10 protein-coding genes and 1 pseudogene are annotated in these 13,254 nt (G+C 61.9%); 7 read left to right on the forward strand and 4 right to left on the reverse strand.

Features of this window, described 5'->3' with window-relative positions; genetic code table 11:
- From HLUSI_RS27630 to ppc, 3 genes are all read right to left on the reverse strand, one after another.
- Positions 1–620 (reverse strand): dienelactone hydrolase family protein (locus HLUSI_RS27630; protein WP_016833503.1); only part of this gene is annotated, 620 nt, incomplete at its 3' end.
- A gap of 48 nt (positions 621–668) precedes the next feature.
- The gene (locus HLUSI_RS0108155; RefSeq protein WP_016833504.1) at positions 669–1,610 is read right to left on the reverse strand and encodes a DMT family transporter; all 942 of its coding nucleotides are present in this window, start codon (positions 1,608–1,610) and stop codon (positions 669–671) included.
- Positions 1,611–1,778: 168 nt separating this feature from the next.
- Positions 1,779–4,655 carry a phosphoenolpyruvate carboxylase gene (gene ppc, locus HLUSI_RS0108160; protein WP_029363282.1) on the reverse strand — a complete coding sequence of 959 codons (2,877 nt, stop codon included), beginning with the start codon at positions 4,653–4,655 and terminating at the stop codon, positions 1,779–1,781.
- 164 nt (positions 4,656–4,819) lie between these two features.
- Between ppc and hemC the strand changes: the two genes are divergently transcribed.
- From hemC to ppa, 5 genes and pseudogenes are all read left to right on the forward strand, one after another.
- Entirely contained in the window at positions 4,820–5,773 is a 954-nt protein-coding gene (hemC, locus tag HLUSI_RS0108165) for a hydroxymethylbilane synthase (protein WP_016833506.1), read from the forward strand.
- Between the two features lie 62 nt (positions 5,774–5,835).
- Positions 5,836–6,618 carry a uroporphyrinogen-III synthase gene (locus tag HLUSI_RS0108170; protein ID WP_029363283.1) on the forward strand — a complete coding sequence of 261 codons (783 nt, stop codon included), beginning with the start codon at positions 5,836–5,838 and terminating at the stop codon, positions 6,616–6,618.
- Positions 6,615–7,779, forward strand: a pseudogene (locus tag HLUSI_RS27635) (uroporphyrinogen-III C-methyltransferase). Before HLUSI_RS0108170 ends, HLUSI_RS27635 begins: the two are co-directional and overlap by 4 nt.
- Positions 7,780–7,795: 16 nt before the next feature.
- On the forward strand, positions 7,796–8,995 hold the full coding sequence (locus HLUSI_RS0108180) for a heme biosynthesis protein HemY (protein ID WP_016833509.1): 1,200 nt from the start codon (positions 7,796–7,798) through the stop codon (positions 8,993–8,995).
- Between the two features lie 164 nt (positions 8,996–9,159).
- Positions 9,160–9,699 (forward strand): inorganic diphosphatase, encoded by a 540-nt coding sequence (ppa, locus tag HLUSI_RS0108185; RefSeq protein WP_016833510.1) that lies wholly within the window; start codon positions 9,160–9,162, stop codon positions 9,697–9,699.
- 90 nt (positions 9,700–9,789) lie between these two features.
- Here the strand turns inward: ppa and HLUSI_RS0108190 are convergent, their stop codons facing one another.
- Positions 9,790–10,941 carry a GNAT family N-acetyltransferase gene (locus HLUSI_RS0108190; RefSeq protein WP_016833511.1) on the reverse strand — a complete coding sequence of 384 codons (1,152 nt, stop codon included), beginning with the start codon at positions 10,939–10,941 and terminating at the stop codon, positions 9,790–9,792.
- A gap of 78 nt (positions 10,942–11,019) precedes the next feature.
- Between HLUSI_RS0108190 and HLUSI_RS0108195 the strand changes: the two genes are divergently transcribed.
- Positions 11,020–12,633, forward strand: a complete 1,614-nt coding sequence (locus HLUSI_RS0108195) for an NAD+ synthase (protein WP_016833512.1) — start codon at positions 11,020–11,022, stop codon at positions 12,631–12,633.
- A 97-nt stretch (positions 12,634–12,730) separates the two neighbouring features.
- Positions 12,731–13,069, forward strand: coding sequence for a P-II family nitrogen regulator (locus HLUSI_RS0108200; RefSeq protein ID WP_007881397.1), 339 nt, complete (start codon positions 12,731–12,733; stop codon positions 13,067–13,069).
- Positions 13,070–13,254 lie beyond the last annotated feature (185 nt).

The raw sequence follows: 13,254 nt of genomic DNA on the forward strand, positions 1-13,254 counted from the left end.
TTTTTTGAAAAAGCCGTGCAGGTCGGATAAAACGCCACAGCCGCTTTCGGCTGCACCTTGCGTACGGCGACATCGGTCTGCGCCAGGTTCAACGCCGACAGGATGGTGGTGGCGCCATGCGACCAGCCGACCATGCCGATGCGGGCGTAGTCGACGTCGTCCTGCGTAGCCAGCCAGCGCAAGGCAACCTGCACGTCGAGGCGGCGGTTGGCGCTGCTGGCTTCGCGCTGCTGCAGGCTTTCCTGGCAGATCGAGCGGCGGCCGCGCGGTGTGAAGCTATCGGGGAACAGGACGTTGTAACCGGCGTCGGTCAACGCGCGCGCCATGGCGATATGGCGCGGCGTGAATTCGATCTTTTCCTTGTTGACGCTGCTGTAGAGACCGCCGCAACCGTGCATGGCGATGATGGTCGGCCGCTTGTCGGATTTGCTTTTGCCCTTGAACCAGTAACCGAACAAGGCAGTGGCCTTGCCGCCCGGCGAATCCACGCTGGTCAGCGCGACGCGCTCGGTGCGCAACGGCGGCAATGCCTTGACCTTCTCCGTCGGCGCGGCAGCGGCAACATGTCCGCACACGCCTGCGAAACAGAGCGATGCGATGGTTTTACCCCAGGTACCCATGAACTTCCTCTTGTTGTGTTGGCAACCCTGGCGCCGACCTGCATGAGGTCAGCTTGCCGAGGGTTTGCCGTCAATCTTTTGTTTATTCCCGCCTGCACCGGCTCGCGCGGGCATCAACACCAGCAGCAGCGCCATTCCGATCAGGGCGCCGCCGGCGGCATACGCCCACGACAATTGTTCCTGCAAGAACAGCCATCCCCACAAGACCCCGAACAATGGAATCAGGAAGGTGACGGTCAATGACTTAACAGGACCTATATCGGCAATTAATCGGAAAAATAAAATGTAAGCCAGCGCCGAACATACAAATCCCAACGCCAATAAAGCAAACCACGTACCAATGCCGGCATGTAGCGGGGCGGCGGGGCCGTCCTCCAGCACTGCCATGACGGCAAAGAACGGCAACAACAGCGCGACCGCGCCCAGTTGACTGCCGCATGCCACCAGCTTGCTGTCCAGGCCGCCACGATCAGTGATCCAGCGCTTGGTCAGGAAACTGGCGAGGCCGTAGCAACTGGTCGCCAGCAGGCAGGCCAGCGCACCCAAAACGGTCGCCGTATCGAAATCCACCGGTCCGGTTCTTGTCAGAACTGCAACGCCGGCCAGGCCCAGGATGACGCCGCCCACCTTGCGCGACGTCAGGGTATCGCCAAAAAATAACGCCCCGATGACCACGCCCATCAAAGGAGCAGTCCCATTGAGGATGGCGGAGTAACCGGCCGGCAATACTTTGGCGGCGAGGCTGAACAGCACGAATGGCAAGCCTGAATTGATGGCGCCCAGCAACATTGTGGCGTGCAGCTTGCCCTGAAAACGCCATTTTACGCGCAAGATCGCCAGCAACAGCAGCAAACCGGCTGCGCCGAACAGCACGCGGAAGAACGCGGTATTGAGCGCGCCCATTTCCGGCACGGCGAGGCGCATGAACAGGAAGCTGGCGCCCCAGATGGCGGACAGTGCGAGCAGGCGCAACAGATCGGCTGGTTTCATGATGCTTCCGACAATAGTGAGAGGTGCTTATCCTGACCAGCCGATGATGCCGCCGCACTCCAAAACTTGCTATCGTGATTTTCCTGATGCTGCTTGGAGCGGGATGGAGCAGTATCGCTCCCTGAAGCCGGCGATGGCATCAGGGAGCGGGCAGCGCTGAGCCTGGCTTTAGCCCGTATTGCGCAGGCCTGCGGCGATGCCGTTGATGGTCAGGTGGATGCCGCGTTGCACGCGTTCCTCGACCTTCTTGCCGGACGCCGCGGTGGAGCGGTGGCGCTTGATGAGCTCGACCTGCAAGTGATTCAGCGGATCGAGGTAGGCGAAGCGGTTCTTGATCGAACGCGCCAGCAGGGGATTGCCCGCCAGGCGGTCCTTGTTGCCGGTGATCGAACCGAGCAGCTGGCTGGTGCGTTCATGCTCGCCCACGATGCGACCGAAGATCGCGTTGCGCAGCTTGCGGTCGGCGACCAGTCCGGCGTAGCGCGACGCCACTGCCATATCTGTCTTGGATAGCACCATGTCCATGTTCGACAGCAGCGCAGCGAAGAATGGCCACTCCTTGTACATCGCACGCAGCGTGGCGAGACGCTTGGATTGCTCCTTGCTGCCGCCTTCCTGCAGCCATTCCGACACCGCGCTGCCGAAGCCGTACCAGCCCGGGAACAGCAAGCGGCATTGGCCCCACGAGAAGCCCCAGGGAATCGCGCGCAGGTCTTCGATGCGGCGCGTCGATTTGCGTGATGCCGGACGCGAGCCGATGTTGAGCTCGGCGATTTCGGCGATCGGCGTGGCGGCGAAGAAGTAGTCGGTGAAGCCCGGGGTCTCGTAGACGAGATTGCGATACGCCTGATAGGCGCGATCCGACAGGTCGCCCATGACGCGTTCGAACTCCGCCAGCTTGCGGGTCTCTTTGGCGTCGGTGGTTTCCGGCATCAGGCTGGCTTCCAGCGTCGCCGCCACCAGCAGCTCCAGATTGCGGCGGCCGATCTCCGGATTGGAGAACTTGGAGGCGATGATTTCGCCTTGCTCGGTCAGGCGGATCTGGCCGTTGACCGTGCCCGGCGGCTGCGCCAGGATGGCCTGGTAGCTCGGGCCGCCGCCGCGACCGACGGTGCCGCCGCGGCCGTGGAACAGGCGCAGCTTGACGCCGGCGCGGTTGAACAATTCCACCAGGCGGTTTTCGGATTTGTATAACTCCCAGTTCGACGTCAGGAAGCCGCCGTCCTTGTTGGAGTCGGAGTAGCCCAGCATCACTTCCTGCAGCTTGCCCTGTTTGACGATCAGCGGCGCCACCAGCGGGAATGACAACCATTGCTCCATGATGTCGGCGGCGCAGCGCAAGTCGGGAATGGTTTCGAACAGCGGAATCACCATCAGCTCGAGTTCTGACAGCTTCGATGGGTCCTTGGCGTCGGCATGCAGCAGGCCGGTTTCCTTTTGCAGCAACAGCACTTCCAGCAAATCGGACGCGGTTTCGGTGTGCGAGATGATGTAGTTGCGGATCGCGCGCGCGCCGTAGCGCTGGCGGATTTCGCGGGCGGTGCGCAGGATGGTCAGCTCGGAATTGGTTTCGTCCGAATACGTCAGGTAGGGCGAATACAGCAGGCGCGGCTTGGCCAGTTCGGCCAGCAGCAGGGCGATTTTCTTTTCTTCGCTGAGACCGGCGTAGGACGGCTCGACCTGCGCGCTGGCGAACAGTTCGCCGAGCACGCGCTCGTGCACGTCGGAGCTTTGGCGCATGTCCAGCGTGGCGAGGTGGAAGCCGAAGATTTCAATCGAACGCTTCAGCACCGCCAGGCGCGGCTTGACCAGCGCGCTGCCGTGGTTGGCGTTGAGCGAGTCGGCCAGCACCTGCAGTTCGGCGATGCATTCTTCCGGGCCGGCGTAATGTGCGGCGGCACCGACTTCCTGGCGCAGGATGTTGACCACGCCGAGATGGCGCGCGGTTGCGGCCAGACGCGCGTACACGCCGATCAGCGCGCGGCGGTAAGGCTCGTCGGCGCGATGGTTGGAGTTGTCCGGCGACGCGTCGGCCAGCGCCAGCAGTTCGGCACTGGCGTCGACCATCAGGGTCGAGATGGACAGCTCTGCGCCCAGCGTATGCACTTCTTCCAGGTAGTAGTCGAACACCACCGTGGACTGGCGCTGCAAGGCATGCTGCATGGTGCCGGCATTGACATTGGGGTTGCCGTCGCGGTCGCCGCCGATCCAGCTGCCCATCTGCACGAAGGGCGGCAGTTCCGCCGGCGCGGTGCGCGAACTGGTTTTGGCACGTAAGCGCGACGGGAACTGGGCGTTGATTTCCTCTTCGATGTCGTCGTACAGCGCCGGCAGCTCACGCAGGAAGGTGATGCGGTAATAGGACAGCGCGTTTTCGATTTCGTCGGCGACCGTCAGCTTGGTGTAACGCAGCATGCGGGTCTGCCACAGCGTGGCGATGCGCGCGCGCAGGCGGGCGATTTCGCGCTCGGCGTCGAGGATGCTCTTGCGCTGCACTTCGGTCGGGTGTGCGGTCAGCACCGGCGAGATCAGCGACTCGGACAGGAAGTTGCGCACGGTGTTGCCCGACACGCCGGCATTGTCCAGGCGCGACAGCGCGTAGGCCACGCTGCTCGGTTGCGGCGCCGAGCCGGCCAGCAAGTGGGCGCGGCGGCGGCGGTTGTGGTGCTGGTCTTCGGCAATGTTGGCCAGGTGCGAGAAATACGAGAACGCGCGCACCACCGAGTTGGTCTGGTCGCGCGTCAGCTTCTTGAGCAGCTTGTCGAGTTCGGCGCCGGCCTTGGCGTCGGATTCGCGGCGAAAGCGCACGGCGGTCTGGCGGATGGTTTCGACCACTTCGAAGACGGCGTCGCCTTCCTGGTGACGCAGCACTTCGCCGAGCAGACGGCCGAGCAGGCGGATGTCTTCCTTGAGCGGCGCGTCTTTGTCGGCGCTGGGCTTTTCGGTGCGTTTCACGGCGCGTTTTTCAGCAGGCTTGACGGCAGGTTTATCGGAACGGGCAGGGGCAGAACGAGCAGGGGTTTGGGTTTTTGGTTTAGTTGCCATGATCAACAATTGCTACGGTTTTCAGAGGAGAAAGTCGGGCGTTCTGGTCGAACTGTCAGTGATGCTGCGTGCTAGAATCTGCTCACTTGATTGCCTCACTTTTTTATATTTTTTATGCGCCGGGCATCTTCACAGATGACTCGGCGACTACCGGAAGAACCGTCTTGAAAGAATTTCCTCCCTCCAGTCTGGTCATTGCTTCGCGCGAAAGCCGTCTCGCCATGTGGCAAGCCGAACATGTGCGCGACCGGTTGGCTGCATTATATCCGCAGTGCAGCATAACCATCCTCGGAATGACCACGCGCGGCGACCAGATCCTCGACCGCACTCTGTCCAAGGTCGGCGGCAAAGGGCTGTTCGTGAAGGAGTTGGAGGTCGCCATGGCCGAGGGGCGCGCCGACTTTGCGGTGCATTCGCTCAAGGACGTGCCGATGGAACTGCCGGGAGGTTTCGTGCTGGGCGCCATTCTGGAGCGCGAAGATCCGCGCGATGCCTTCGTCTCCAACGACTACGCCGGCCTGGATGAATTGCCCGCCGGGGCCGTGGTCGGCACCAGCAGCCTGCGTCGCCAGGCGCTGATCGCCGCCCGCTATCCGCATCTGGTCATCAAGCCGTTGCGCGGCAATCTCGATACGCGCCTGGGCAAACTGGACCGCGGCGACTATGCCGCCATCATTCTTGCCGTCGCCGGCCTGAAACGCCTTGGCCTGGAGTCGCGCATCCGCTCCGCCATCGCGCCCGAGCAAAGCCTGCCGGCGCCGGGACAGGGCGCAATGGCGATCGAAATACTGGCCGAGCGCACCGACTTGCAGCGCGTGCTGGCGCCGATCAACCATCTCGCGACGGACCGCGCAGTGACGGCGGAGCGTACGCTGTCGCGCACGTTCGGCGGCAGCTGCCAGATCCCGCTGGCGGCTTTTGCCACCATAGCCGGCGATCGCATGCACATGCGCGCCCTGGTGGCGACGCCGGACGGCAAGCAGGTCGCGGCTGCCGAAGCCGAAGGTCCGGCCGATGCGCCGGCAGCGCTGGGCAAGCAGATTGCCGACTTGCTCCAGACGCAGGGCGCCGAAGCAATCCTGGCGGCATGCAGGGCCGAGGCCGACGCGGCTGAATGATCCACAGCCGCGTATCAGCCTTCCTCTCATCCATCTTTACTCTCTGAACCGAAGGGAACGCCGTGAAGGAGCTCGCTTCCAGGCCGGTAGTCATCACGCGTCCCTTGGCGCAGGCTGGCGCGTTCGCCACGCAAGTGACGGCAATCGGCCGCATGCCGGTGATTTTCCCCTTGCTGGAAATCGCACCGGTGGCCGACAGCACCGAGCTGCGGCGCGTGCTGTCTGTATTGGAACGATATGCGCTGGTGGTGTTCGTCAGCCCCAACGCCATCGACGCCGCGTTCCAGTTCATTGCGTCATGGCCGCAGGCCGTCGCCATCGGCATTGTCGGCGAAGGCAGCCGGCTGGCCCTGCGGCGTCACGGCGTTGACGACGCCCACGCCACCATTCACGCGCCGCGCAACAGCGCGCGCATGGATTCCGAAGAATTGTTCAAGGCGCTCGATCCCGAAGCGCTGCATGGAAAGCGTGTGCTGATCGTGCGCGGTCAGGCCGGGAGGGATTTCCTGACCGACATGCTGCGCGACAGGCAAGTCGAGGTCGAACACGTGACGGCGTATCAACGCCTGTTGCCGCAAATCGACGCCGAAAAGGCGGCGCACCTGCGCAGCCTGATCGAGGCCGGCAGCGAGTGGGTAGTCACCAGTTCCGAGGCCTTGCGCAACTTGCGGCAAATCACGGCCGATGCGCTGGGACAGGACTGTGTGGTAAAACTACAACGCAATGAAATCATCGTTTCGCACCAGCGGATCGCTGAAACAGCGCACTCGCTGGGTTTCTCCCATGTGACCGTGACCGGATCAGGGGACGAACGCCTGATTGCCGCGTTACAATCCCCTGCATGAACGAACTGCAATCCTCCCCCGACCAGAACCAGCCGGACGCGAAAGCGGATCCCGGACTGCAGGCGAGCATGGTGCTCCCTTCCTTTACACCTTCGGACAATGGCGTGCTGAAAAAGCGCCTGCGGCTGCTGACCTTGCTGGTGGTGATCCTCGCCATCGTGCTCGTGGCGCAGTGGTGGGTGTCGCATAGCGAAATCCGCAGCCTGCGCGAAGAAGTCGCGCGCCGCCTGCAGACCGGCGACCAACACCGAGGTCAAGGGCGTACTCAAGACCGTCCAGGAAAGCACCAAGGAATTGCAAGCCAAGGTCAGCGTGCTCGACAGCAAGCAGGCCGAGTCGCAAAGCCAGCAACTGGCGCTCGAGCAGCTCTATCAGGATCTCTCCAAGAACCGTGACGACTGGGCCCTGTCGGAAATCGAAGAAGTCCTGTCGACCGCCAGCCAGCAGCTGGAACTGGCCGGCAACGTGCAGGGCGCGCTGATCGCCTTGCAAAACGCCGACAAGAGCCTGTCGCGCTCCGACAAGCCGCAGTTCATCGCCATCCGTCGCGCCATCGCGCGTGACCTGGACCGCCTGAAAGCCTTGCCGACCGTCGACGTGCCCGGTATCGCCGTGCGCCTCGACAGCATCATCGGCCAGATCGACAGCATGCCTTTGCTGTCCGACGAAAAACCGGTGGTGTCGGTGACCGAACCCAAGAAACAACCGGTACGCGCCGCGCCGAAGGCCGCCGCCAAGCCGAACGGCAAGGGGCAACCGGCTGACGCATCGTCGAGCGACTGGCTGGCCGATACGCAGGAAAAGTGGCAAAGCTTCAGCGCCGAGATGTGGACCGAGTTGAAGCAACTGGTGCGCATCCGCAGCGTCGATACGCCGGACGCCTTGCTGCTGTCGCCCACTCAGGCTTACTACGCCCGTGAAAACCTCAAGCTGCGCCTGCTCAATGCACGCTTGGCGCTGCTGTCGCGTAACGAATTCGCGTTCCGCAACGACCTGGCCGCGGCGCAAGACACCATCGCCAAGTACTTCGACACCCGCGCCAAGCAAGTGCAGACCACGCAGGCAATGTTGAAGCAAGTCCAGGGCAGCAACCTGTCGATCCAGATGCCGACGCTCAGCGAAAGCATCAACGCGGTGCGCAACTACAAAGGCCGGCGTTAATTAAGACGACAGAAATATGCGAATTCTCCTCTGGCTCCTGACCCTGTTTGCTTCCGCCATCGGCCTGGCGGTACTGGCGCGTTTCAATCCCGGCAACGTCGTGCTGTTCTATCCGCCGTACCGCGTCGATTTGTCGCTCAACTTCTTCCTGGCCGCGGTGGTGGTGCTGTTCATCGCGCTATATGTGCTGATCCGCGCCGTGCGCCTGACGCAAAAGCTGCCTGGCCGCGTGATCGCCTATCGCCGCCAGAAGCGCGAAAACGACGGCAACAAGGCCTTGCGCGATTCGTTGAAAGCGTTCTTCGAAGGCCGCTTCGGCCACGCTGAAAAAGCCGCCACGCGCGCCGCCGAACTGCCCGACAATGCCGGCATCGCCGCGCTGATCGGTGCCCGTGCGGCGCACCGCATGCGCCAGACCGAGCGCCGCGACATCTGGCTGGCCAGCACCGACGGCGACAACGGCCTGAAGGCTGCACGCCTGATGACGACGCTGGAATTGCTGGTCGACGATCACCAGTTCAAGGCCGCGCTCGACACCGTCGATGAGCTCAATGCCAACGGCACACGCCACATCCAGGCGCTGCAATGGGCGCTCAAGGCCAACCAGCAAGCCAAGAACTGGCCCGAAGTGCTGCGTCTGGTGCAAACGCTGGACAAGCGCAATGCGCTGCATCCGGCCTTGTCCAATCGCCTGCGCGAAATGGCTTACGATGCCTTGCTGTCGGATCGGTCTCACGATGCGGAATCGATCCGTCGCCTGTGGGCAGAAATACCCAACGCCGATCGCCTGAAGCCTTACATCGCCACCCGGGCCGCCCAAGCCTTCAGCAGCCGCGGCCTGCACGATGAAGCGCGCACGCTGCTGGAACGCGCATTGGCCGCCGAGTGGGATGATCGCCTGATCCGCGCCTACCGTGATTCGACCGCGGAAGCCGGTTCGCCCGCGCTGCTGGCGCAGATCGAGCGCTGTGAAGCCTGGCTGGCGAAGCGTCCGACCGACGCCGAACTGGCGCTGACGCTGGGCATGTTCTGCCTGCGCCAGAAGCTGTGGGGCAAGGCCCAGCGGCATTTGGAGCAAGCCTTGTCCGATGCCCTCGAGCCGCGCACCGTGCGCGAATCGCACCTGAGCCTGGGGCAACTGCATGATGCGCTCGACCAGCACGAACAGGCTGCGGCGCATTACAAGCAATGCGCGCTGGCGACGGCGATCCGCTAGTTTTTGCACGATCAAAAGAGCCGCCGGGTCGCCGCAAGGCCCCGGCGGCTTTTTATTGCCTGCTTTCAAGAGCGCCCGGATTCGGCGCAGATTGAGGTTGGCGGCCTGAATGCCGTTATAATCTTGGGTTTTTCCATCCCTTCATTTCTTTACGAGAAAGCACCATGAGCCTGAATAACGTCCCGTCCGGCCGCGACCTGCCCAACGACTTCAATGTGATCATCGAGATCCCGATGAACGCCGATCCGATCAAGTATGAAGTGGACAAGGATACCGGCGCCATTTTCGTCGACCGTTTCATGGGTACCGCGATGCACTATCCGTGCAACTACGGCTACATTCCGCAAACCCTGTCCGAAGACGGCGACCCGGTCGACGTGCTGGTGATCACGCCGTTCCCGCTGTTCCCGGGCGTGGTGGTGCGTTGCCGTCCTATCGGCGTGCTCAAGATGACCGACGAAGCCGGTGTTGACGCCAAGTTGCTGGCCGTGCCGGTCGACAAGGTGCTGTCGATTTACACGCACTGGCAAAAGCCGGAAGACATGAACGAACTGCGCCTGAAGCAGATCCAGCATTTCTTCGAGCACTACAAGGACCTGGAAAAGGGCAAATGGGTCAAGATCGACGGCTGGGAAGGCCCGGAATCGGCCAAGGCGGAAATCCTGTCGGGCGTCGAAGCCTACAAGAAGCAGCAAGCCAAGTAATCTGCAGTCCAGGCATTGCCGATAAAAAAGCGCACTCAAGGGTGCGCTTTTTTGTGCCGATCGAAGTCGCGTTGGATCGCAAGTAGAATATCAAGCCGTATCTCGAAACGGGTTGCGTTCGTTCAGTTCGCTCAGGTAATCGTCGATGCCGCCGCCTTCGCGTTCGAGGAAGCGTTCCACCGCGTCGGCAAACGAGGGATGCGCCAGCCAGTGCGCCGACCAGGTTTTCTGCGGCAGGAAACCGCGCGCCATCTTGTGCTCGCCCTGGGCGCCGCCTTCGAACCACGCGATCTTGTTGTCGATGCAGAATTCCAGCGGCTGGTAGTAGGCGGTTTCGAAATGCAGGCAGGGGATTTCTTCCAGCGCACCCCAGTAGCGGCCGTACAAGGCGTCGTCATCATAGACCACCAGCGACGAGGCGACAGGCTTGCCGTCGCGATAGGCCACGGTCAGCAGCAGGTGCTGCGGCATCTGGGCGGCGATGCGCAGGAAAAAATCGAGGTTCAGGTAAGGCGTCGAATGGTGTGCCGCATAAGTGTGGCGATAGCAGCGGTGGAAAAAGCGCCAGTCGCCTTCGCCGGCTTCGTCGCCGCGCAGATGGCGGAACGTGACGCCGGCTTCGCCCACCTTGCGCCGTTCGGCCAGGATGTTCTTGCGCTTCTTGCGTTCCAGCGTCGCCAGGAACTCGGCGAAGTCGCGGTAGCCTTCGTTATGCCAGTGGAATTGCACGCCGCTGCGCAGCATGAAACCGGCTTCGGCCAGCGTCTGCGCTTCTGCTGCCGGAGGGTAGAGCACGTGGGTGGAGGACGTCTGCGCCGCTTCCTGAAGTTGCTGCAGCGCCTGCACCAGCGCCTGGCGCGCGGTGTCGTCAACCGCGAGAAGCCGGCCGCCGCTGACCGGCGTGAATGGAATCGCCGACAGCAACTTGGGGTAGTAGGGCAGGCCGTGACGCTCATAGGCTTCGGCCCAGGCCCAGTCGAACACGTACTCGCCGTAGGAGTGGTATTTCAGGTAAAGCGGCAAGGCAGCCTGCAAGGCATCACCTTGCCATAGCGTCAGGTATTGCGGCTCCCAGCCGGTGTCCTTGGCGGCAGAGCCGCTTTCATGCAGCGCATGCAGGAAAGCGTAGGACAAAAACGGCGTGGCGCCGGCCTGGGCGGCAAGCAGCGCATCCCATGCCGGCTGGCCAACTTCTGCCAGAGAAGAAATGATTCGCGTGCGATAATGAGACTCTGCGTTCACTGCGTGCAGCTCCCCGGCACAGGTGTTGCGTCCTTACTCTTCGTCATTTTCTTACCGTCATTTTTACTCGTTGCCATCATGTCAGTCAAAGTCGCCATCGCCCAGATCAACAGCACCGTTGGAGATATCTCGGGTAATCGCAACAAAATCGTCGAATTCGCACGCCGCGCTGCAGCGCAGGGAGCGGACATCGTCCTCACGCCGGAATTGTCGCTGGTCGGTTACCCGCCGGAAGACTTGCTGCTGCGTCAGGCATTCTACGCAAAAACCGAAGAAGCGTTGCAAGCGCTGACGGCCGAGCTGGCCGGGTTGAAAGACGTGCACGTCGTCGTCGGCCACCCGGCGCTCAAAGATGGTGCGCGCTTCAATGCGGCGTCGGTCCTGCTCAACGGCAAAATCACCGGCAGCTATCGCAAGCTGGAACTGCCCAACGACAGCGTGTTCGACGAAAAGCGCTATTTCACCCCGGACGGGACGCCGCTGGTGTTCGACGTCAAGGGCACCAAATTCGGCATCAACATCTGCGAGGACACCTGGTTCCCGCGCGCGCCTGCCCGCGCCAAGGAAGCCGGCGCACAAGTCCTGCTGATCCTGAACGGTTCGCCGTACCACATGAACAAGCAGTTGCTGCGCCTCGATGTGATGCGCGACAACGTCACCAAACAAGGCATGCCGCTGGTGTTCGCCAACCTGGTCGGTGGCCAGGATGAATTGATTTTCGACGGTAATTCCTTCGCCATGGATATCGCCGGCGAGCTGGTCGCCAGCCTGGCGCATGCGCAGGAAGATTTGCAGGTCATCGAATTCGACGGTGTGCAGATCCGCAATCCGCAGATGGCGCCGGCGCTGTCGATCGAGGCGCAGGTGTACCAGGCGCTGGTGCTGGGTGTGCGTGACTATGTCGGCAAGAATGGCTTCCCGAGCGTGCTGATCGGCCTGTCCGGCGGCGTCGATTCGGCGCTGACGCTGGCCGTCGCGGTCGATGCGCTGGGCGCCGACAAGGTGCGCGCGATCATGATGCCGTCGCCTTACACCGCCGATATTTCCTGGATCGACTCGCGCGACATGGTCGAACGGATCAAGGTCCGCTACGACGAGATTTCGATCAACGATTGTTTTTCGGCCTTCCGCAGCACCTTGTCCGAAGAGTTCAAGGGACTCAAGGAAGACACCACCGAAGAAAACATCCAGGCGCGCATTCGCGGCACGCTGCTCATGGCGCTGTCCAACAAATACGGTTCCATCGTCCTCACCACCGGCAACAAGAGCGAGATGGCGGTCGGCTACTGCACGCTGTACGGCGACATGGCCGGCGGCTTCGCGGTGATCAAGGATATCGCCAAGACACTGGTCTATCGTTTGTGCGCTTACCGCAACAGCATTTCCGAAGTCATTCCGGAACGCATCCTCACGCGTGCGCCGTCGGCCGAGCTGCGGCCCGACCAAAAGGACCAGGATTCGCTGCCGCCGTATGAAGTGCTCGACGCCATCATGCAGATGTACATGGAAGAGAATCTCAGCATCGGCGAGATCGAGCGAGCCGGCTACCAGAAGGGCGATATCGAGCGCATCACGCGCCTGATCAAGATCAACGAATACAAGCGGCGCCAGGCGCCGGTCGGTATCCGGGTCACCCACAGAGCGTTCGGCCGCGACTGGCGATATCCGATTACGTCAAGATTCCACGAATAACATTACGTTGCTCTTTGCGCATAAATAAGAGTGTTTAGTAAAAACTTTCATTGATTTAATTCGATTTTCTGCGACATTTTATAAGGAGGGAATAGCCATGAAGCAAGTCACTGCTATCATCAAACCGTTCAAGTTGGACGAAGTTCGCGAGTCGCTGGCCGAAGTCGGCGTCACCGGACTGACGGTCACCGAAGTCAAGGGTTTCGGCCGTCAGAAGGGCCATACCGAACTGTATCGCGGCGCCGAATACGTCGTCGATTTTCTGCCCAAGGTGAAGATCGAAGTGGTGGTCGACAACAGCGTGGTGGAACCGGTGGTCGACGCCATCATCAAGGCGGCGCGCACGGGCAAGATCGGCGACGGCAAGATTTTCGTACAGGAAGTCGAACAGGTCATTCGCATCCGCACCGGTGAGACAGGAGCGGAAGCGGTATAACACCGTGAAGGGGAGATCGCATGTCGGGGCAGCTTCGATGGTTGTTTCGAATTCTTCCGATCTTGTTGTCAACGTGTTTGTTCTCCCCCGCACATGCCGACACCGGCGTTTCCGCCACCAGGATTCTCCTTGGGCAATCCGCCGGCATGTCCGGCACCACGGCGCACTACGCGCGCCAGGCGCTT

Source organism: Herbaspirillum lusitanum P6-12, assembly GCF_000256565.1.
GTDB lineage: Bacteria > Pseudomonadota > Gammaproteobacteria > Burkholderiales > Burkholderiaceae_D > Herbaspirillum > Herbaspirillum lusitanum.

Excerpts from the sequence above, each read along its gene's own strand:
- ppa (WP_016833510.1), top strand. The coding sequence starts at position 9,160 with ATGAGCCTGAATAACGTCCCGTCCGGCCGCGACCTGCCCAACGACTTC.
- ppc (WP_029363282.1), bottom strand. The coding sequence starts at position 4,655 with ATGGCAACTAAACCAAAAACCCAAACCCCTGCTCGTTCTGCCCCTGCC.
- HLUSI_RS0108155 (WP_016833504.1), bottom strand. The coding sequence starts at position 1,610 with ATGAAACCAGCCGATCTGTTGCGCCTGCTCGCACTGTCCGCCATCTGG.
- HLUSI_RS0108180 (WP_016833509.1), top strand. The coding sequence starts at position 7,796 with ATGCGAATTCTCCTCTGGCTCCTGACCCTGTTTGCTTCCGCCATCGGC.
- HLUSI_RS0108200 (WP_007881397.1), top strand. The coding sequence starts at position 12,731 with ATGAAGCAAGTCACTGCTATCATCAAACCGTTCAAGTTGGACGAAGTT.
- HLUSI_RS0108195 (WP_016833512.1), top strand. The coding sequence starts at position 11,020 with ATGTCAGTCAAAGTCGCCATCGCCCAGATCAACAGCACCGTTGGAGAT.